Source organism: Rhizobium sp. 05N430 (assembly GCF_056396985.1).
This window is the reverse complement of sequence record NZ_JBFTMO010000008.1, coordinates 57,732-77,008: the sequence shown is the minus strand read 5'-3', so window position 1 is coordinate 77,008 and position 19,277 is coordinate 57,732. Positions and strand designations below refer to the sequence as shown.

At 62.1% G+C, this 19,277-nt stretch carries 19 protein-coding genes; 5 read left to right on the top strand and 14 right to left on the bottom strand.

Going from position 1 to position 19,277, the window contains the following annotated elements:
- Positions 1-6 precede the first annotated feature (6 nt).
- The 4 genes from AC1DJO_RS17750 to trmFO all read left to right on the top strand — a co-directional run bounded on the left by AC1DJO_RS17750 (position 7) and on the right by trmFO (position 5,276).
- Positions 7-1,353 carry an HlyD family type I secretion periplasmic adaptor subunit gene (locus tag AC1DJO_RS17750; protein WP_477972128.1) on the top strand — a complete coding sequence of 449 codons (1,347 nt, stop codon included), beginning with the start codon at positions 7-9 and terminating at the stop codon, positions 1,351-1,353.
- A gap of 82 nt (positions 1,354-1,435) precedes the next feature.
- Positions 1,436-1,927, top strand: coding sequence for a hypothetical protein (locus AC1DJO_RS17745; RefSeq protein WP_112387985.1), 492 nt, complete (start codon positions 1,436-1,438; stop codon positions 1,925-1,927).
- Between the two features lie 186 nt (positions 1,928-2,113).
- A complete protein-coding gene (locus tag AC1DJO_RS17740) occupies positions 2,114-3,772 on the top strand; it encodes a GNAT family N-acetyltransferase (protein ID WP_477972126.1) in 1,659 nt (552 codons plus the stop codon).
- A 70-nt stretch (positions 3,773-3,842) separates the two neighbouring features.
- Positions 3,843-5,276 (top strand): methylenetetrahydrofolate--tRNA-(uracil(54)-C(5))-methyltransferase (FADH(2)-oxidizing) TrmFO, encoded by a 1,434-nt coding sequence (gene trmFO, locus AC1DJO_RS17735; protein ID WP_477972124.1) that lies wholly within the window; start codon positions 3,843-3,845, stop codon positions 5,274-5,276.
- A gap of 4 nt (positions 5,277-5,280) precedes the next feature.
- On the opposite strand, the gene AC1DJO_RS17730 is transcribed toward trmFO, so the two are convergent.
- The 5 genes from AC1DJO_RS17730 to yajC form a co-directional block, all read right to left on the bottom strand.
- Positions 5,281-5,751 carry a hypothetical protein gene (locus tag AC1DJO_RS17730; protein WP_477972122.1) on the bottom strand — a complete coding sequence of 157 codons (471 nt, stop codon included), beginning with the start codon at positions 5,749-5,751 and terminating at the stop codon, positions 5,281-5,283.
- Between the two features lie 70 nt (positions 5,752-5,821).
- Positions 5,822-6,673: a phytoene/squalene synthase family protein gene (locus tag AC1DJO_RS17725; protein ID WP_477972120.1), complete on the bottom strand. Its 852-nt coding sequence runs from the start codon at positions 6,671-6,673 to the stop codon at positions 5,822-5,824.
- 2 nt (positions 6,674-6,675) lie between these two features.
- Positions 6,676-7,062, bottom strand: coding sequence for an Mth938-like domain-containing protein (locus AC1DJO_RS17720; protein WP_112518656.1), 387 nt, complete (start codon positions 7,060-7,062; stop codon positions 6,676-6,678).
- 3 nt (positions 7,063-7,065) lie between these two features.
- On the bottom strand, positions 7,066-9,609 hold the full coding sequence (secDF, locus tag AC1DJO_RS17715) for a protein translocase subunit SecDF (RefSeq protein WP_477972118.1): 2,544 nt from the start codon (positions 9,607-9,609) through the stop codon (positions 7,066-7,068).
- A gap of 36 nt (positions 9,610-9,645) precedes the next feature.
- Positions 9,646-9,993: a preprotein translocase subunit YajC gene (gene yajC, locus AC1DJO_RS17710; protein WP_112387978.1), complete on the bottom strand. Its 348-nt coding sequence runs from the start codon at positions 9,991-9,993 to the stop codon at positions 9,646-9,648.
- A gap of 208 nt (positions 9,994-10,201) precedes the next feature.
- Here yajC and AC1DJO_RS17705 point away from each other — a divergent pair, with 208 nt between their 5' ends.
- On the top strand, positions 10,202-11,074 hold the full coding sequence (locus tag AC1DJO_RS17705) for an ATP-binding protein (RefSeq protein WP_112518658.1): 873 nt from the start codon (positions 10,202-10,204) through the stop codon (positions 11,072-11,074).
- Positions 11,075-11,147: 73 nt separating this feature from the next.
- Here the strand turns inward: AC1DJO_RS17705 and AC1DJO_RS17700 are convergent, their stop codons facing one another.
- The 9 genes from AC1DJO_RS17700 to AC1DJO_RS17660 form a co-directional block, all read right to left on the bottom strand.
- Positions 11,148-12,782, bottom strand: a complete 1,635-nt coding sequence (locus tag AC1DJO_RS17700) for a peptidoglycan DD-metalloendopeptidase family protein (RefSeq protein WP_477972116.1) — start codon at positions 12,780-12,782, stop codon at positions 11,148-11,150.
- Positions 12,783-12,948: 166 nt separating this feature from the next.
- Positions 12,949-13,602: a protein-L-isoaspartate(D-aspartate) O-methyltransferase gene (locus tag AC1DJO_RS17695; RefSeq protein ID WP_112518660.1), complete on the bottom strand. Its 654-nt coding sequence runs from the start codon at positions 13,600-13,602 to the stop codon at positions 12,949-12,951.
- 7 nt (positions 13,603-13,609) lie between these two features.
- Positions 13,610-14,377, bottom strand: coding sequence for a 5'/3'-nucleotidase SurE (gene surE, locus AC1DJO_RS17690; RefSeq protein ID WP_477972114.1), 768 nt, complete (start codon positions 14,375-14,377; stop codon positions 13,610-13,612).
- Between the two features lie 4 nt (positions 14,378-14,381).
- Positions 14,382-15,665, bottom strand: coding sequence for a serine--tRNA ligase (gene serS, locus AC1DJO_RS17685; protein WP_477972112.1), 1,284 nt, complete (start codon positions 15,663-15,665; stop codon positions 14,382-14,384).
- 97 nt (positions 15,666-15,762) lie between these two features.
- The gene (tatC, locus tag AC1DJO_RS17680; RefSeq protein WP_112387972.1) at positions 15,763-16,590 is read right to left on the bottom strand and encodes a twin-arginine translocase subunit TatC; all 828 of its coding nucleotides are present in this window, start codon (positions 16,588-16,590) and stop codon (positions 15,763-15,765) included.
- Entirely contained in the window at positions 16,587-17,255 is a 669-nt protein-coding gene (tatB, locus tag AC1DJO_RS17675; RefSeq protein ID WP_477972110.1) for a Sec-independent protein translocase protein TatB, read from the bottom strand. Before tatB ends, tatC begins: the two co-directional genes overlap by 4 nt.
- Positions 17,256-17,304: 49 nt before the next feature.
- Positions 17,305-17,496 carry a twin-arginine translocase TatA/TatE family subunit gene (locus AC1DJO_RS17670; protein ID WP_112387970.1) on the bottom strand — a complete coding sequence of 64 codons (192 nt, stop codon included), beginning with the start codon at positions 17,494-17,496 and terminating at the stop codon, positions 17,305-17,307.
- Between the two features lie 187 nt (positions 17,497-17,683).
- Positions 17,684-18,397 carry an SMC-Scp complex subunit ScpB gene (gene scpB, locus AC1DJO_RS17665; protein ID WP_477972341.1) on the bottom strand — a complete coding sequence of 238 codons (714 nt, stop codon included), beginning with the start codon at positions 18,395-18,397 and terminating at the stop codon, positions 17,684-17,686.
- Positions 18,397-19,257, bottom strand: coding sequence for a segregation and condensation protein A (locus tag AC1DJO_RS17660; RefSeq protein ID WP_477972108.1), 861 nt, complete (start codon positions 19,255-19,257; stop codon positions 18,397-18,399). Before AC1DJO_RS17660 ends, scpB begins: the two co-directional genes overlap by 1 nt.
- Positions 19,258-19,277: the final 20 nt, after the last annotated feature.

Sequence of the window (19,277 nt, the reverse complement as noted above, 5' to 3'; positions counted from 1 at the left end):
ATCGAAATGGCGAGTACCACTCTGCAGACGAGCAACAATCCCGTCGAATGGTATAGCGAGGTTCCGCGCTCGATCCGCTATCACAGCATCATCGGCCTCAGCGTCCTTGCTGCTTCCTTCGGCAGTTTCGGCATCTGGGCCGGCACGGCGCCGCTGGCCTCGGCGATCATCGCGCAGGGCAGCTTCGTTGCCACGGGCAATAACAAGGTCGTCCAGCATCTCGAGGGCGGCATCATCAAGGACATGCGGGTCAGCGAAGGCGACGTCGTCAAGGAAGGTGACGTCCTCCTGACCCTCGACCCGACGGCGGCGCTATCCAACGACCGCATGCTGAAGCTCCGGCGGCTGCGCCTCGAGGCGGTTGTCGCGCGGCTGAGAGCGGAAGCTGCGGGCGACAAGGACCTGAAGATCCCCGATGTTGTCATGGCCGAGGCCAGCGATCCCGATGTCGGTTCGATCATCCAGAGCCAGAATATCGTTTTCCGCAGCAAACAGGTCAAACTCGAAGAGCAGCTGAACCTGATCGACAAGAACATCGCCTCGCTCGACTACCGGTTCAAGGGCTATAGCGGGCAGAAGGATTCTTTCGAACGGCAGCTTTCACTACTGACCGAAGAGCGCGATTCCAAGGCCCGCCTCGTCAAGGTCGGGTACATGCGCAAGACGGACCTTTTGGCGATCGAACGCGCCATGGCGGATGCCATGGGCGATATCTCGCGCCTGCAAGGCGAGCTCAACGAGAGCGAAGCCGAAATCGCCAAGTTCCGCCAGGAGGCCGTCATCGCCGTCAACTCCAACAAGCAGGCCGCGCTCGATGCGCTCGAAAGCGCTGATTCCGATCTCGATAGCGTGCGCGAACAGGCCCGCGAAGCGCAGGGCGTGCTGGAGCGGACAGTGATCCGTTCGCCCGTCAACGGCACCGTGATCCGTGCCTATTACCACACGGCAGGCGGTGTCATCACCACGGGCAAGCCGATCATGGAAATCCTGCCCGCGCATGTGCCGCTGATCATCGAGGCGCAGGTTCTGCGCACGTCGATCGACCAGCTGCATGAAGGTCAGACGGCCGCCATCCGCCTCTCGGCGTTGAACCGCCGCACGACGCCTGTTCTGAACGGCAAGGTGTTCTACGTCTCGGCGGACTCGATCGAAGAGAATGCAGGTCTGCAGACCAAGGATGTCTATATCGTCCGCGTCGAAATACCGGATTCGGAGATTGCCAAGGTGCATGGGTTCCATCCGGTACCCGGGATGCCGGCAGATGTGCTGATCCAGACATCGGAGCGGACATTCTTCGAATATATCACCAAGCCGATCACCGACAGTATGTCGCGGGCCTTCAAGGAGCGCTGACCGCCCTAGTACGAAGAGATTAGAAGCCTCCCGTTCCGATCTGCAGTATTGTCCTTCACGGGATCGGTTGTTGGAGGCTTCTATGGCGGCCATGTCTGACGTGCTGTTGCGGGTTGGGCGCCTGAACTATGTCTGGACCAATACCGAAAGCCTGCTGATCTATGTCATTGCCCACCTTCTGAAAGTCGAGAAGGACGCGGCGATCGTCGTGTTCCTGACGCTGAACACCACGCGCGCCCGCATCGACCTCGTCGAGCGGCTCGCCAAACTGCACTCCACGCCGCCGGCGGACCGCAAGGCGGTGCTTCAGACAATGGGCCGGCTGAAGCGGGAATCGCGGATGCGCAACAAATACAATCACTGCATCTATTCCTTCGACGACAACGGCCAGATCTCGTCCACGCAGCTGATGCGCCTTGTCGAGGACGACAAGGAAATCCGCTACGGCAAGGTCGAGCAGCTCGATGAGAAAGAGATCCAGGCGCTGGAACACTCGATCGCCGAGATCGTCGCTATCAGCAAATCGCTCTGGGAATTCATCCACGCCAGCGAGCATGCGTCGGCCAACATCTGATCCTATAAAACAGCAGGCTTGCCAAACACATCGGCAAGCGCCGGGATTACCCGCTCAGGGCCCCATAACCCGCAAATGCTAGCCCGATTTGATGCCGGTGTTTTATCCGAACGGCATATTTGATGGCCGCCGTTTCCCCATAGAATGCAGGCTCCCGAACTGTGTAAGGGGTGTTGGGAGGGGGCAATGCGCATTGACGTGATCGACACGGACGCTGGATTCGACCAGCTCCGCGAGCAGTGGGACCGGGTCTATCTGCAGGACCCCCACGCACAGCATTTTCTCTCCTGGATCTGGCTCAGATCCTATCTTGCACGGCGGAACCGCTGGTTTGTTCTGGCCTTGCGGGAAAAGCCGGAAGGTTCACCTTACGTCGCCTTCTTTCCGTTACGGATTCTTACCCAGCATGACGAAAAGACCGGCCTGTTCTTCGACGAGATCGTCATGGCCGGCAATTATTCGGCTGATTATGCCGGGTTTCTCGCTGATCCCGCCTATGAGCGGTTCGCCATCGAAGGCTTCGCGCGTTATCTCAAGCAGCAGAACTGGACGCATCTGAAGGTCGAGTATTTCTATGGATCGCCGGAGCGGCGCAAAGCCTTCCTGCGTGAACTAGAAGGTCCGGACGTGATGTTTCGCGACAGCGCGATCCGCAACGCCGACAATATCGACAACTGCGTCTGCCCCGTCGTCCGGTTGCCTGACAGCTTCGATGGCTATCTCGACAGCAGCATGAGCAGCCAGTCGCGGCAGAAGTTGCGGCGCTTCCTACGCAAACTGGATGGCGGCGAAGAGTTCCGCATCACCATGGCGACCCCGGAGACGATCGATCGCGATCTCGACATCCTCTTCCAGTTCTGGCGGACAAAATGGCTGGCGAAGAAGGGGGTGGAACGGATCGACAAGCTGATCAGCGCGACACGCACTTTGCTGATGGACAGCTTTGCGACCGGCAATCTCGACGTACCCGTGCTCTGGCATGGCGACCGGCCACTCGGCGTGCTTGCCAACATCGTCGACCCGCAGAAGAAAGCCATCCTGTTCTACATCACCGGCCGCGACGAAGAATGGAAGACGCCCTCGCCCGGTCTTATCCTTCATGGCTACTGCATTCGCCGCGCCATCGCCGACGGTTTTGCGACCTACGATTTCCTGCGTGGCACAGAGCCATACAAATACATGTTCGGTCCAGAGGAGCGGCAGCTTTCCTGCACCGTCTTCCGCACGCGAACTGGCCAGAATCTCGGTGGTATCATCAACCGGCGGAGCATCGACTTCGTCTATGAGCGGGCGCTGGAAATGTACCGGCGCGGCGAGAAGGCCTATGCCGAGGTGGCATTCAAGCAGCTTGCAGTTACGGTCCCCGGCCATATCGGCGCCGAATTCGGTCTCGCCAGCCTGGCGTTCGACAAGGGTGAGCTGCACGAGGCCGAGGCAGGTTTCACGGCACTTATCGGACGCGTTAAAGACGTGGCGCCCGTCTATCTGAAACTCGGAGAAACGCAGCTGGCGCTCGGCAGCTATGACAAGGCGGCGCTCACCTTCGGCAAGATCATCCAGAATGCCCCCTTCGACGCGCAGGCGCATTACAAGCAGGGTGTGGCGCTCGCCGGCGCCGGACGCAAGGAGGAGGCAGCCCGCGTATTCTCAATGATCGAGCGTTACGATTTCGACGACGCGATGCAACAGACCTATGTCGAAAAGTCACGCGAAGCCCTTCGGCGCATTGTCAGCGAACAGAGGCCCGCTCAGAAGGTCAGGGCAGCCAAGCCAAAGAAAGTCGCGAAGCGGCCGATGCAGCGTCCCGTCCATCTCCAACTGGAGCGGGAACCGGCGTTCAGCTGACTTCCCGCAAGCGGTTGGTTTTTGAACGCGGGAGTTTCCTGCGCTGTCGAGGCGTGATAATCAGCCGCGCATGAACAAGACCTCTTCCCATTCCCCCATCCACGTCGTCGGCGGCGGCCTTGCAGGCTCCGAAGCAGCCTGGCAGATCGCCCAGGCCGGCGTTCCCGTCATCCTCCACGAGATGCGTGGCGTCCGCGGCACCGACGCCCACAAGACGGACGGCCTTGCCGAGCTCGTTTGCTCAAATTCCTTCCGCTCCGACGATGCCACCAGCAATGCCGTCGGCGTCATCCATGCGGAAATGCGCCTGGCCGGTTCGCTGATCATGGCCTGCGCCGACAAGCACCAGGTACCGGCAGGCGGCGCGCTGGCCGTCGACCGCGACGGCTTTTCGGATGCGGTGACCAAGGCGATCCACGAGCATCCGCTCGTCACCGTGGTGCGCGAGGAAGTCACCGGCCTGCCGCCGAAGGAATGGGATCTGGCGATCGTCGCCACCGGTCCGCTGACGGCGCCGTCGCTCGCGGAGGCCATCCACGCTGAAACCGGCGCCGATGCGCTGGCCTTCTTCGATGCCATCGCGCCGATCGTCTACCGCGAAAGCATCGACATGGATATCTGCTGGTATCAGTCGCGCTACGACAAGGTCGGCCCCGGCGGCACCGGCAAGGACTATATCAACTGCCCGATGGACGAGGCGCAGTACAACGCCTTCATCGACGCGCTGATCGCTGGCGACACCGTCGGCTTCAAGGAATGGGAAGGCACGCCCTATTTTGATGGCTGCCTGCCGATCGAGGTGATGGCCGAGCGTGGCCGCGAAACGCTGCGCCACGGGCCGATGAAGCCGATGGGGCTCACCAACGCCCACAATCCGACGGTCAAGGCCTATGCCGTGGTTCAGCTGCGCCAGGACAATGCGCTCGGCACGCTCTACAATATGGTCGGTTTCCAGACGAAGCTGAAATACGGCGCCCAGGCGGATATCTTCCGAATGATCCCGGGCCTGGAAAATGCCGAATTTGCCCGCCTCGGCGGCTTGCACCGCAACACCTATATCAATTCGCCGACGCTTCTGGACAGCTCCCTGACGCTGAAGTCTCGTCCGGGTCTGCGCTTTGCCGGACAGATCACCGGCTGCGAAGGCTATGTCGAAAGCGCCAGCGTCGGCCTTCTGGCCGGACGTTTCGCCGCCGCCGAGCGGAAGGGTGAAGAGGTTTCGCTGCCGCCATCCACGACGGCCCTTGGCTCGCTGCTCGGGCACATCACCGGCGGTCATCTCGTCACCGACGAAGAGCCCGGCAAGCGGTCGTTCCAGCCGATGAACATCAATTTCGGGCTGTTTCCGGAATTGCAGCCGGGCTCGATCGTCAAGCCTGAGGGCGTCAAGCGCTTCCGCGGCAAGGACAAGACGATCATGAAGCGGCAGCTGATCGCCAAGCGGGCGCTTGCCGATTGCGCAGAATGGCTCGGCCAGAGCGTGCCGCTGGCCGAAAGCGCCTGACGGCTTATTGGTTGCTGGCTGCCGGCGCGTCTGTCGGCGGCAGCACCAGATCAGCATCGGCGACATAATTGCCGAGCAGCCACAGCGAGACCTCGGACGCCTCCTTGGCGGAAACGAATTCGAAGGTGCTGTTCTGGTGCGGGTGGTCGAGGAACTCGATCACCAGTCCCTTGCCGGTCTCCGAGCTTGCAACCCGCACCCTGCCCGGCTGCAGCACGTGGCAGGAGAAGTGCCGGTGCATGCTACGCATGAAGCCGGCCTTGTTGTCGTGCAATCTGACGAACACCACCTGGCCATCGGCCGTCGCCTGAAGCTGGCGGATCGCCTCGTGCGGGAAGGCGCGGTTGAACTCAAGGATCGCGAGACCCATGTCGCGCAACCCCTCTTCTTCCTTGTTCTGCGACGCCATGCGTGTCGCGACAAAAGCCAGGAGAAAAAGGCCAGCGAAAATGATCGACCAGATGATAATGCTCAACGCGGTCTCCAATCCGGAATTGCGGTTGCCGCCTTATAATGCCTGAGGCTTGCGCGAGTTTGAACTCGCCTCAGATTTTCTTGCGCATCAACGAAAAGGTCATTCCCAGCTGACGGCGCCATTGCGGCTGCTGCAACGGCCTGTCGAACAGGCCTGCCCCTGCCCGTTGCGCCCTTGCCAGCACCGGCCCGGCAAGCGTTGCCGGCAGGAAAGCTGGAAAGACTGAGGGCGGGATTGCCGCCTTTTGCGCCTTGGCAAGATGATCGCGGCCGAGCCCGGCAAAGGCTTCGATCGCTGCGGAAATTCGGGTCTTATCGGCGCCTGCGATGAAACTGTCGCGGTCGAGGCCGGTCGCGCTCAGGATCTCCAGCGGAATATAGACTTGGCCGCGGTGGCGGTGCAGCGGCATCAGCAGCAGCATGCCTGAAATCGCCTGCGCAACACCCGCATGTCCGGCGGCATCGGCGGATTTCGACGCGTCCTCCGGCGACAACACCAGGCTTGCCAGCTGGATCAGCGCCGAGGCGGTTTCCCCTGCATAGCCTTCCAGCGAAGAGCGGCTCTCCATCGGATCGTCATAGAGGTCGAAGATGCGGGCTTCGATCATGTCGACCAGCGTCTGCCGCGGCAGGCGGTGGGTTTCGATCGCGCTCAGAAGCTCGGCGGCGGCGGGATTTGCTTCCGTCGAGCCGTGGGCGCTGCCCTCGAGCAGGTCGCGCCAATATTGCATACGCACTTCACCCGGCAGGGGCTCGTGTACGAGATCGCGGATCTTGGCGAGCTCGGCATTGAAGGCATAGAGAGCGACAAGTGCGGCACGCTTGTCCGGCGGCGACAGCAGGCTTGCTAGATAACGGTCCCGGTCGCTGTCGCGCAGCATCGCCAGGCAGATCTCCTGGTTGGTCATCGTCTTCTCGGCCATGGTCAGACCGCGATCAACGCTGCGGCGACGGCCCGCGATTCGGCCAGCATGATATTGTAGGTGCGCACGGCAGCGCCGGTGCTCATCGGATCGGACGAGATTCCGCGGGCCTTCAGCGCCTGCTTCAGCTCGGGCGGCAAACGTTTCAGTTCCGGGCCGGTGCCGACCAGCAGCACTTCGATATCGCCGGCCTCTTCGAGCACGCGGATGAAATTTTCGGGCGAGAGCGGCTTCGTCACGTCCATCTCCCAGCCATAGATGCCCGACGGCAGGCAAAGGATAGAGCCGCGATGCGACATGTCGGCGAAGCGGAAGCCGCCGTTTCCATAGCTGTCGATGGGCGCGCGGCCGGGAAAATGTGCCGCGCGGATTTCGATGCCTCTTGCCATGACTTAGACTGTAGCCTTTCCGGGTGCGCCGCCCGCGGTCTCGTTTTCGTCCTCGTCGTCATAGGATTTCGGGCGAAGCCTGAAAAGGATCAGGACCGGCGCAGCAATATAGATGGAGGAAAACGTGCCAACGGCAACACCGAAGAGCATGACGAGCGCGAAGGGACGGATCACTTCGCCGCCGAACAATGTCAGCGCCAGAAGCGCGAGCAGCGTCGTGGCCGCCGTCAGGATGGTGCGCGACAGCGTCTGGTTGATAGAGGCGTCGATGAGGATCGGCAGCGGCATGCGCGTGTAGCGCTTCAGGTTCTCGCGCATGCGGTCGTAGACCACCACGGTATCGTTCAGCGAGTAGCCGACGATGACAAGCAGCGCGGCAATGCTCGTCAGATTGAACTCGATGCCCGTGACGACGAAGAAGCCGAGCGTGAGGATGACGTCGTGCAGCGTGGCGATGATGGCGCCGATCGCGAACTGCCATTCGAAGCGGATCCAGATATAGATCAGGATCGCAGCCAGCGAGGCAAGAACACCGAGCGTCGCTGTGCGCGCCAATTCACCGGAGACGGCCGGGCCGACGACATCGACGCGGCGGAAATCATATTCGCCCTGCAATTCGCTGCGGACCAGCGAGATCGCCGATTGTTCGGCGTTGTCACCGCCGCCCTGGGACTGGAGGCGGATCGCAGCACTGTTCGGATCACGCAGGCGCTTGACCTCGACGTCGCCGAGATTGAGCTCACTGAGCCGCGAGCGGATATCTTCGAGATCGGCAGGTCCCTGTTTCGAGCGTGCCTCGATCAGCGAGCCACCGGTGAAATCGACGCCGAGATGCAGGCCGGATGCGGCGACGCCCAGCATGCAGACCAGCGACAGCGCGGCAAGCGCCGTGAAGCTGTAGCGACGGATGCCCATGAAGCGGATAGAGGTGCCGTCGAACACGTCGGTGTGCACGCTTTTCGGCAGATGCTTCAAGCGGCGGCGGCGCACCCAGGCTTCGACCAGTGGGCGCGTGAACAGGAATGCGGTGAATGCCGTCGTGACGATGCCGGTCGCCAGCGTTACGGCAAAGCCGCGGATCGAATCGCTGCCGAGATAGAAGAGGATCGCCGACGCGATCAGCGTCGTGATATTGGCATCGACGACTGTCATGAAGGCGCGCGAATATCCCGCCGAGATCGCCTGATCGAGATGCAGTCCGGCCTTCAGTTCTTCGCGGATGCGCTCGTAGATCAGCACGCTGGCATCGACGGCAATGCCGATCATCAGCACGATGCCTGCAACGCCCGGCAGCGTCAGCGGTGCGCCGAGTACGCTGAGAACGGCGATGATCATCAGGACGTTGACGAGCAGCGCGAGGCTGGCGATGACACCGAGCATACCGTAGAGGCCGATCATCAGCCCGGCAACGAGGACGGCGCCGATAATGCCGGCCAGCAGACCGGCGCGGATCGCGCCGCCGCTGAGCCCCGGATCGATCGTGCGTTCCTCGACGATGGTCAGGCCGGCCGGGAGAGGACCGGAGCGGAGCATCGCTGCCAGATCCTCGGTCTCATCGGGTGCGTAAGCGAGTGGAATACGGCTGCTGTCGCCGACCAGAAGCTTGCCGAGTTCAGGGGTTGTCAGCACCTGGTCGTCGAGGAGCACGGCAAGCGTGCGTCCGGCATTCTTCTGGACGAGATCGGCAAAGCGCCTGGACCCGTCGAGATTGAAGTTGAAACTCAGGAACGAGTCGTCGGGCGAATTGCCCGGCTCGACGGCAAAGTCGCCGAGATCCGACTGGTGCATGACCTCGGCGCGTTCGACGAGATAGGCGATCGGCGGATCGTCCTGCGAGTAGACGATCTCGGAACCGGCGGGAACGGTGCCCGCCATGGCATCCTGCGGCGTCACGCTCGCATCGACCAGACGGAAGGTGATCTTGCCCGGCTGGCTGAGCAGATCCTTGAAGCGCTGCGGATCGCCGAGACCGGGGATCTGCACCGTCAGCCGGTCGCGGCCCTCGGTGGTGATCACAGGATCGGCTCCGCCGGCTTCGACGGCGCGATGCGCGACGATGGCGATCGAGCGTTGCAGGGCCGATGCCAGGTTGCGATCGATCGACTTGCCCGAGATTGCAAGGTTCAGCTGCCCGTCGGCGCTCTTCGTGATCGTGAAATCGGGATCTGCCGATCCGCCCGAGGCGACTGCCAGCGGCGAAAGCAATGATGCGGCCTGATCGGTCTGCGCGGGATCGGTGATGCGGACCTGGATGGTCTGATCGTTGCCTGCCAGACCGGTATAGCGGATATTCGCATCGCGAAGCCGCGAACGGACACTGGCGACCGTGTTTTCGAGCCGGTTCTTTACGATATCGGCCCGCTCAACCTTCACCACCAGATGCGCCCCGCCCTCGATATCGAGGCCCGGCGTCAGCGCCTTATGCGGCAGCCATTGCGGCAGTGAAGAAAGCGTATTGGCGGAGAAGAGATTTGGCGCGGCGGCCAATGCCGCCGCGGCGACGACAAGCCAGATCAGAAATGTTTTCCAACGGGAAAAGTGGTGCATGCTGCCTTTCCGATCCGGCTCGTCTGAAGCCGGTCTTTATGCGGCGTCTGCCTTGACGGGCTCGCCCTTGACGCGGACGTCTGCAATGCCGCTGCGGACGACGCGAACGCGAACGCCATCAGCAATTTCCACTTCCACTTCCTTGTCGTCAACGACCTTCGTGACCTTGCCGACGAGACCGCCGGCGGTAACGACCTGGTCGCCGCGGCGAATGGCGGAAAGGGTCTCGGCGCGCTTCTTGGCCTGGGCGCGCTGCGGACGGATCAGCAGGAAATACCAGACGACCATCAGCGGCACGAACAGGATGATCATTTCGAAGCCGGAGCCGAATGGCGACGCGGCAGTATCCGTTGCGGCCTGGGCAAATGCCGGGGTGATGAACATTGATAAACTCCTCAGCTGCGGGCGGCGAAATTCCGCCTCTCTTTTCAGTGGCCGGACTATAGTTGCGGTAAGAACGAATGCAACAAAAACAGCCGTGAGGCGTACCGAATCCGCCGCCTGATAACCTTTCGGCTGTGGAAAGGCCATGTTACGCCGCCACGAAGGACAAGAGGCGGTTCACCGCAGTCCATTTTCAGGAGGACATAGCATGGCTGAAGAGATCAACAGCGTCATCCTGCAGGAACTGAAGCGGCTAACGGCAGCCGTCGAGCGGCTTGCCGGTCCCGCCCCTGCCGTGAACGACTGGAACGCCGCGGACTGTTTCGTCTGGTCGCCCGCACGGCAGCATCTGCAGCCCGTGGCACGGCCGAACCGCGTGGCGCTGAAGCTCATCCGCGGCGTCGATCACGTGCGCGATATCCTGCATGAAAACACCGTGCGTTTCGCCGACGGCTTTCCGGCCAACAACGTGCTCCTGTGGGGCGCGCGCGGCATGGGCAAGTCGTCGCTGGTCAAGGCAGTGCACGAGGATGTCAGGCGCGAAAGCGGCGTTTCGCTGAAGCTGGTCGAAGTTCATCGCGAAGACATCGCCAGCCTGCCTGCCCTTCTCGACCTGATGAAGGATGTGCCGCACCGGATCATCGTTTTCTGCGACGACCTCTCCTTCGATCATGACGACACGGCCTACAAGTCGCTGAAGGCGGCATTGGATGGCGGCGTCGAAGGGCGGCCTGACAATGTGCTGTTCTATGCCACGTCCAACCGCCGCCACCTGCTGCCGCGCCACATGATGGAAAACGAGCAGTCGACGGCGATCAATCCGTCGGAAGCGGTGGAAGAGAAGGTATCGCTTTCGGACCGTTTCGGTCTCTGGCTCGGCTTCCACAAGTGCAGCCAGGAAGACTATCTGACGATGATCGACGGCTATGCCGATCATTTCAAGCTGACGCTCGATCGTGACAAGATGCGGGCCGAGGCCCTGGAATGGGCAACGACGCGCGGCGCGCGCTCCGGCCGTGTCGCCTGGCAGTATATCCAGGATCTTGCCGGCCGCATGCGCATCAATCTCTCCCGCGATTGATACCACTGCCCCTCGCCCGAAACGCAAAAGCCCGGCGCAAGGCCGGGCTTTCGCATTTCCCAGTACGCGCTAACTATTCGAGGAAGGTGATCGGGTTGACCGGCGAAGCATCCTTGCGGACTTCGAAGTGGACCTGCGGCTGCTTGACGTTGCCGCTCATGCCGGAGACTGCAACGGTCTGGCCGCGCTGAATCTTCTGGCCGCGGGTAACGCTCAGCGTATCGGCATTGCCGTAAACGGTGACCGTGCCGTCGTCGTGGCGGACGAGAACGGTGTTTCCGAGTTCCTTCAGGCCGTTGCCTGCATATATGACGACGCCGTTTTCAGCGGCCTTGATCGGCGTGCCCTGCGGAACCGAGATGTCGATACCGTCGTTGCGGCTGCCGTTGACGTTGGCGCCGTAGGCGGCAATGACCGCACCGCGAACCGGCCAGCGATATTTGCCGATGCCGGTTGCCTCAGGCGCTGCGGAAGCGACATCGGACTTCTTCTCGACTTCATCGACGGTCTGGGTCGCCGCAGGCGCCTTGTAGCCGGCAGGCTGGTTCGACGCGGTCTCGGTTGCGGCCGGGGCGGCAGCCTTCGGCTCGGAGGCCTTGGCCGGGATCGAAGCCGTCTTCATCTGGTCGGTTCCGGCAGAGCCGCCCGGAATGGTCAGCGTCTGGCCGATGCGGATCGAGGTTGCCTGCAGATTGTTGGCCTGCTTGATCGAGTCGACGCTGGCGCCGGTGGCCTTGGCGATCTTGGCGAGCGAGTCACCCTGCTTGACGGTATAGCTTCCGGCGCCGCCGGGAGCCTTGCCGCCGGCCGCTGCAACCTTGCCCATGGCACCGTCAGCGCTGACCTGCGACTTGTCGCGTGCCGTATTGGCACCCGGCAGAACGGCGACGTTCTGCTCCGGCGTCTTGTAGGGCTCCGGAGCCTTGCCCGGCTTGGAGAGGTCAGCCGTCTGCGAGGCGGCCTTGGCCGCGTTGCTGCCGCCGTTGAAGGTCGGGATCAGGATCGACTGGCCGGGCTTGACGGCCGAAGCGGACTTCATGCCATTCGCACGGAGGATTTCGTTTTCAGGAACACCGTAGCGGCGCGCCAGCACAGCGAGGCTTTCGCCCGGACGAACCGTGACGGATGGAGCGTTGGCTGCAGACCAGCCGGTTGCCTTTGGCGTCGAACCCGTCGTCAGCGTGTCGGGCGCAGCAAGCTTCGGAGCGGCCTGCAGCTTGCGCGGCGCGGAAGCCTGCGATGCCGGGAACGGCTGAGCCAGTGCTTCCTGGCGTTCGCGGGATGCGACGGGAGCAACTGCGCCCGGTGCCGAGAGCTCGGAACGCTGAACAGTGACCGGCGCCGATGCGATGCGGGCATTGGAGCGGATCGCGCCGGTCGAGGCCGGGTAAGGCTGATTGTACGACTGATTGCCGTAGGACTGATTGCCGTAGGACTGATTGCCGTAGGACTGATTGTTGTTGCCGTAGGCCGGTTGCATGGCGCCTCCGCCCCGCATGTCGCCCTGCGGTACGGGATCGCCCTGCAGTCCGCTCATGCTGCGGCGCGGGACCGAACCCGTTGCCATCTGATCCTGACCGGAGCCGAAAAGACCACCGCTGAAGCGCGAAACATCCGAACTGCAGCCTGTCGCTGCACTCGCCAGCAAGGCGACGGCCAGAAGATTGAAGGCCGATTTTCCGAACTTTGGCGATACACAAAAACTCATGATACGACCCACTCACAACGCAACCATTTGTGGGAGTATTAAAGCGCGTTAGTATTACCACGCGGTTAAAGCGCTGGAATTGGAGCAGTTTTTTAGAGGAATTGATAACCATAGTCTTGCGGGTGAAAAATCGCACCCTGCGAAAGCGGCGCGAAATGCGCACAGATCAGAGCTGTGAAGCGACCCGCGGAACGATCGGCAGATAGGGAACAGTGAAGAGTTCCTCGCGCTCGAAGCGGCTGCCGGTTTTCGTCAACCGCACCATCCGGCATTCGTCGTCCGATATCATCAGCGGCGCGATCATCGATCCGCCGGAGACCAGCTGATCGGTATAGACGCGCGGCATCGAGGCGAACGCGGCGGTCACGAGAATGCGGTCGAAGGTGCCCTCGCCCTGCAGGCCGTTGCTGCCATCGGCCTGGCGGACGATGATGTTGCGCAGGCTGAGCTGATCCATGCGCTTCTGCGCATTGACCACCAGCGTCTTGTAGCGGTCGATCGTCAGAACCCGTTCGGCAATCCGGCCCATGACGGCGGCCATGAAGCCGCTGCCGGTGCCGACCTCGAGAACGCGCTGGCCGGGCTTGACCTTCAGATGATGGAGAATGCGGACGGCAAGATCGACGCCTTCAAGAAACGAGCCGCACTCGATCGGGATCGTCCGTGTTGAATAGGCCTCATCGGCAAACTGCGCCGGAACGAAACGCGAGCGCGGCGTCTGCTCGACCGCCGTCAGAAGATCGATATCGGAAATACCTTGGGCCCGCAGCCTCAGGACGAGAGCCGCAAAACCTTCCTTCTCGACCAGCTGTGACGTCAATGCCTGCTTACTCCGTAACCGAAAGCGCCCGCTCGACGCGGTCCTTCACGGAATAATCAGTCAGATCCAGTTTCAAAGGTGTTACCGAAATCTTATTATGCTTCAAAGCTTGGATATCGGTGCCTTCGGCGAAGGCGCCGGCGCGCTCGCCGAACTTCAGCCAATAGTACGGAAAGCCCCGGCCATCCGATCGGGCGTCGACCTGCAGGTTGAAGGCAAGCTTGCCCTGTGCGGTAACCTCGACCCCATCTACGTCCTCAGGACGGCAATTCGGGAAGTTCAGGTTGAGGAAGGTGCCCTCCGGCAGATCGACATTCATAAGCTTCTGCAGCAGAGCCGGTGCATGTGCCTCGCAGACCTCCCACGGCACGACGCGAGCGCCGTCCGCATAGACATAGGCCTGGCTGAGCGCGAAGGAGCGTACGCCCTGCATCGTGCCCTCGATGGCGCCGGCGATAGTGCCGGAATAGGTCACGTCGTCGGCGACGTTGGAGCCGGAATTGACGCCGGACAGGATGAGATCCGGCTTGATGTCCATAACCTGCTTGACGCCCATGATGACGCAATCGGTCGGCGTGCCGCGCAGCGCGAAGTGCTTGTCGGAAACCTTGCGCAGGCGCAGCGGCTCCGACAGACTCAGCGAATGGGCAAGACCGCTCTGATCAGTCTCGGGTGCCACGATCCAGACGTCGTCGGAGAGAGTGCGCGCAATCCGCTCAAGGGCTGCGAGGCCTTCGGCATGAATGCCATCGTCATTGGTGAGCAGAATGCGCATGGTCTCAGGCCGCCCGTTCGATCTTCTTCAAGCCGCCCATATAGGGCAGCAGCACATCGGGGATAGTCACCGAGCCGTCTTCGTTCAGGTAGTTTTCCAAAACGGCGATCAGGCAGCGGCCGACGGCGGTACCCGAGCCGTTCAGCGTGTGAACGAACCTGGTGCCCTTCTCGCCCTTGACGCGGTAGCGCGCATCCATGCGCCGTCCCTGGAAATCGCCGCAGACCGAGCAGGACGAGATTTCCCGGAACGTATCCTGCCCCGGCAGCCAGACTTCCAGATCGTAGGTCTTGCGGGCGCCAAAACCCATATCGCCGGTGCAGAGCGTCATGGTCCGGAAATGCAGACCGAGGCGCTTCAGCACCTCTTCGGCACAGGCCGTCATTCGCTCGTGCTCGGCGACCGCGCTTTCCGCATCGGTGATCGAGACCAGCTCGCACTTCCAGAACTGGTGCTGGCGCAGCATGCCGCGGGTATCGCGGCCGGCAGAACCGGCTTCCGAGCGGAAGGACGGCGTCAGCGCCGTGAAGCGCAGCGGCAGCTTTTCCTGTTCGAGGATTTCGGCCGAGACGAGATTGGTGAGCGTCACTTCGGCAGTCGGGATCAGCCAGCGGCCATCCGTCGTCTTGAAGAGATCGTCGGCGAACTTCGGCAGCTGGCCGGTGCCGAACATCGCCTCGTCGCGCACCATCAGCGGCGACGACACTTCGGTATAGCCGTGCTCGCCGGTATGCAGGTCGATCATGAACTGGCCGAGCGCCCGCTCCAAACGCGCCAGCGGGCCGGTCAGGACCGTGAAACGCGAGCCGGAAAGCTTGGTCGCGCGGTCGAAATCCATGTAGCCGAGCGCTTCACCAATTTCGAAGTGCTCCTTCGGCGTATGGTTCCAGCGCGGCTTTTCGCCAACCGTGCGGGTGACGACATTGCCGCTCTCGTCGGCGCCGACGGGGACGTCGTCGAACGGGATATTCGGGATGCGCGACAGCGCGTCGTTGAGCTCGGCGGTGAACTGGCGCTCGTCGTCTTCGGCAGCCGGCAGTGTCACCTTGATGTCGGCGACTTCGGCCTTCAGTTTCTCGGCAAGCTCGGTGTTCTTCTGCGCCATCGCCGCGCCGATCTCCTTCGAGGCGGTGTTGCGGCGTGACAGCAGGTCCTGCGCCTTCTGCACGGCGGAGCGGCGCTTCTCATCGAGGGCTACGAGGGACTGCGCCAAAGCGTCCGCACCACGCTTTGCAAGCGCGGCGTCTAGAGCCTCGGGGTTCTCACGGATCCATTTGATATCGAGCATTGTCGTTCCGGGTCGTTACAAAACAGGAACCGGCCGGAGCCTGACCTGGCTGCGGCCGGAAGATACGGAAGCGTACGGGAAGAGATTGCGAAGCCGCTCAGACGCTGTCCGTGTTGGCAACGTCCGCGGATCGTTCCGCCTCTTCGACCGACTGCCGCGCACGCTGGCGCTCGACGAGTCGAGCCGCGTGGATTGCAATCTCGTAGAGAAGGATCGTCGGCAGTGCAAGACCGATCTGGGACATCGGATCGGGCGGCGTCAGAACCGCAGCGACGATGAAGGCCATGACGATCGCGAACTTGCGCTTTTCGGCAAGCCACTGCGAGGTGAGCAGGCCGACGCGGGCGAGCAGCGTGGTGATGACGGGGAGCTGGAAGACCAGGCCGAAGGATAGCACCAGCGTCATGATCAGGCTCAGATATTCCGAGACCTTCGGTAGCAGCGAGATGGCGACGTCGCCATGGCCCGGCGTCTGCTGCATGGCCAGGAAGAACCACATGACCATCGGGGTGAAGAAGAAATAGACGAGTGCGGCGCCGAGCAGGAACAGGATCGGCGAGGCGATCAGGAACGGCAGGAAGGCCGCGCGCTCGTTCTTGTAGAGGCCGGGCGCCACGAACTTGTAGATCTGCGCGGCAATGATCGGGAATGCGATCACCACGCCGCCGAACATGGCGACCTTCACCTGCGTGAAGAAGAATTCCTGCGGCGCCGTGTAGATCAGCTGTGCCTTGTCGACATCCATGCCCGCCCAGATGACGGCGAGCTTGTAGGGATAGACGAGGTAGTTGAAGAGATGCTTGGCAAAGAAGAAGCAGACGATGAAGGCGATGAAAAACGCGCCGATCGACCACATCAGCCGCCTGCGCAGCTCCATGAGGTGCTCGATCAAGGGCTGCGGCTTGTCTTCAATATCGCCGCTCATGCCTCATCCTTTTTCTTTGCCGCTGCCTTCTTCGGAGCAGCTGCGGTCTTCTTTGCTGGTGCAGCCTTTGCGGCCACGGTCTTGGCAGGCGCCTTAGCCGGGGCCGCCTTGGCCGCCGCAGTCTTTGCCGGAGCGGCAGAGGCCTTGGCGGCCGGTGTAGGCTTTGCCTTGGCCGCGGGAGCGGCAGCCACGGGTTCAACCTTTGCAGCAGCCGCGGCACGCGGTTTGCGCACGGCCTTCGGCTTTTCAACGGCAGCGGCAACAGCCGGCTCGGGGAGCGGCGCCACGATCGGCGGCGTTTCCGGCAGGCTCATCGACGGTTCCGGGACGCTGACAGGCGGCACTTCGGTCTTGTTATCGACCTTGGTGGCGCTCTGCAGATCTGCCTTGATGTCGTTACCCATCTGGCGCAGCGGGTTCATCGCCTCGCGCAGCGTATTGGCCGGGTTCAGACGCTGGGCGTCGGCGAGTGTCTGACGCACCTCGTCGAGATCTGCCTCACGCAGCGCCTCGTCGAACTGTGCGCGGAATTCACCGGCAACCTTCTTGGCGCGCTGGGTCATCTTTCCAAACGCACGCAGCATCGGCGGCAGGTCCTTCGGACCGACCACAACAATCAACACGACCGCGATGACGAGCAGCTCGGTCCAGCCAATATCGAACATTCAAGGCTCCTGGATGGGAAGCGGGGCAAGCCACCCGTTTCCGGACTGGTTACTTCGTTTCGTCGGCCTTGTGATCGACGGTCTTGCCGTCGACCGGCGCGTCCTCGTCGTTCATGCCCTTCTTGAAGCTCTTGATGCCCTTGGCGACGTCGCCCATCAATTCCGGGATCTTGCCGCGACCGAACAACAACAGCACGATGACCAGAACGATCAACCAGTGCCACATGCTAAAAGAACCCATTACGCATACTCCCTGTTGCGATGTCTCTTCGATGTAAGAGTTTCCGCCATCGTTTCCAACACCAAAATTCCCCTTGGATTGACGCTTAATGTCACGGCTTCGGCCATTGTGACAAGTCATTGCGCCATCGAATTATGGTGATCACTATTGTTTTCGCCCTCGGTGTCAAAACAAAGACCAGCAGCCGCTAATCTTCGGAGGCGCCGCCGGGCGCGAGAAGCCCCAATTCTTCCAGATCCATCTGGGTGATCGGGTCCTCGTCCTCCGTCAGTTCATCGCTCATCAGCGGCGACGGAATATTGAAATTCGCCGGGATACGGCCAGAGAGCAGCCCTGCCCCCTTGAGCTCTTCGATACCCGGCAGATCGCGCAGCTCCTCAAGGCCGAAATGGTCGAGAAAGTCCCGCGTGGTGCCGAGCGTGACGGGACGTCCGGGGGTGCGGCGGCGGCCGCGGAAACGAACCCATCCGGCCTCCATCAGCACATCGAGCGTGCCGCGGGATGTCTGGACGCCTCTGATGTCCTCGATCTCGGCGCGCGTCACCGGCTGGTGATAGGCGATGATCGCCAGGACCTCGAGCGCGGCCCGCGAAAGCTTCTTCGCCTCGTTCTCATCACGGCGGATCACAAATGAGAGATCGGCCGCCGTGCGGAAGGCCCAGGCGTCGTCGACCTGCACAAGATTGACGCCGCGGGGCGCGTACTGCTCCTTCAACCGGAGCATGATGGCGCGGACATTGAAGTGCTTGGCAATGCGATCGGCAATGAAGGCTTCGGAAACGGGCTGCGCCGAAGCGAAGACCAGCGCCTCGGCGATACGCTCTGCCTCGAGTTCCGCCTGGAAATCCCCGCTTTCGGTGCCCTCGCCTTGCTCTCCGCCGATGTAGGCCTCAGGATCGATCACAGCGGCGCCTCCTGCTCGATAACTTGCAATGTGGCGTGCTTCGGTCCGCGGCGCATGTAGAGCGGCTCAAAGGCGCCCTCCTGGCGGATTTCGAGCTTGCCCTCGCGCACCAGCTCCAGCGACGCCGCAAAGGCGCTGGCGATTGCCGTGACGCGTTCTTCCGGCGAGGTCATGTAGCGCAGCATATAGTGCTCCAGCGCCGTCCAGTCGGAGACATCCCCGATCATCCGGGTCAAAAGCTCGCGCGCTTCGGTCAGCGACCAGACAGTGCGCCGGGCTATCGTGACCTGTGTGACAGCCTGGCGCTGTCGCAGCGATGCATAGGCAGTCAGGAGATCGTAGAGGCTGGCATCGTAGGCGGACCGGTGGCGATCCGGGATATGTTCGGGCGCACCGCGAGCGAAGATATCGCGGCCGAGACGGTTGCGGTTGACGAGACCGCTGGCGGCCTCACGCATCGCTTCCAGGCGCTTCAGGCGGAAGGCGAGCGTTGCCGCCATCTCCTCGCCCGACGGGCCGTCGTCCTTGATCTGCTGCGGGATCAGGAGGCGCGATTTCAAATAGGCGAGCCAGGCCGCCATGACGAGATAATCGGCGGCCAGTTCGATGCGGATGCGGCGGGCGCTGTCGACAAACAGCAGATACTGCTCGGCAAGCGCCAGAACCGAGATCCGCGACAGATCGACCTTCTGATTACGGGCGAGATAAAGCAGCAAGTCCAACGGGCCCTCGAAGCCCGCGACGTCGATCACCAGCGCGGGCTCGTGGGTGGCGCGTTCGGCCCCGTTATCCTGCCATAGCTTATCCATCGGCGTTGCTGACGACGGCGACCGCTCGGGACCCTTGACTACGTTCAACTCTGCCTCGCTTCCAGTTT

Excerpts from the sequence above, each read along its gene's own strand:
- AC1DJO_RS17750 (WP_477972128.1), top strand. The coding sequence starts at position 7 with ATGGCGAGTACCACTCTGCAGACGAGCAACAATCCCGTCGAATGGTAT.
- AC1DJO_RS17745 (WP_112387985.1), top strand. The coding sequence starts at position 1,436 with ATGGCGGCCATGTCTGACGTGCTGTTGCGGGTTGGGCGCCTGAACTAT.
- AC1DJO_RS17740 (WP_477972126.1), top strand. The coding sequence starts at position 2,114 with ATGCGCATTGACGTGATCGACACGGACGCTGGATTCGACCAGCTCCGC.
- trmFO (WP_477972124.1), top strand. The coding sequence starts at position 3,843 with ATGAACAAGACCTCTTCCCATTCCCCCATCCACGTCGTCGGCGGCGGC.
- AC1DJO_RS17725 (WP_477972120.1), bottom strand. The coding sequence starts at position 6,673 with ATGGCCGAGAAGACGATGACCAACCAGGAGATCTGCCTGGCGATGCTG.
- AC1DJO_RS17720 (WP_112518656.1), bottom strand. The coding sequence starts at position 7,062 with ATGGCAAGAGGCATCGAAATCCGCGCGGCACATTTTCCCGGCCGCGCG.
- secDF (WP_477972118.1), bottom strand. The coding sequence starts at position 9,609 with ATGCACCACTTTTCCCGTTGGAAAACATTTCTGATCTGGCTTGTCGTC.
- yajC (WP_112387978.1), bottom strand. The coding sequence starts at position 9,993 with ATGTTCATCACCCCGGCATTTGCCCAGGCCGCAACGGATACTGCCGCG.
- AC1DJO_RS17705 (WP_112518658.1), top strand. The coding sequence starts at position 10,202 with ATGGCTGAAGAGATCAACAGCGTCATCCTGCAGGAACTGAAGCGGCTA.
- AC1DJO_RS17700 (WP_477972116.1), bottom strand. The coding sequence starts at position 12,782 with ATGAGTTTTTGTGTATCGCCAAAGTTCGGAAAATCGGCCTTCAATCTT.
- surE (WP_477972114.1), bottom strand. The coding sequence starts at position 14,377 with ATGCGCATTCTGCTCACCAATGACGATGGCATTCATGCCGAAGGCCTC.
- serS (WP_477972112.1), bottom strand. The coding sequence starts at position 15,665 with ATGCTCGATATCAAATGGATCCGTGAGAACCCCGAGGCTCTAGACGCC.
- tatC (WP_112387972.1), bottom strand. The coding sequence starts at position 16,590 with ATGAGCGGCGATATTGAAGACAAGCCGCAGCCCTTGATCGAGCACCTC.
- tatB (WP_477972110.1), bottom strand. The coding sequence starts at position 17,255 with ATGTTCGATATTGGCTGGACCGAGCTGCTCGTCATCGCGGTCGTGTTG.
- AC1DJO_RS17670 (WP_112387970.1), bottom strand. The coding sequence starts at position 17,496 with ATGGGTTCTTTTAGCATGTGGCACTGGTTGATCGTTCTGGTCATCGTG.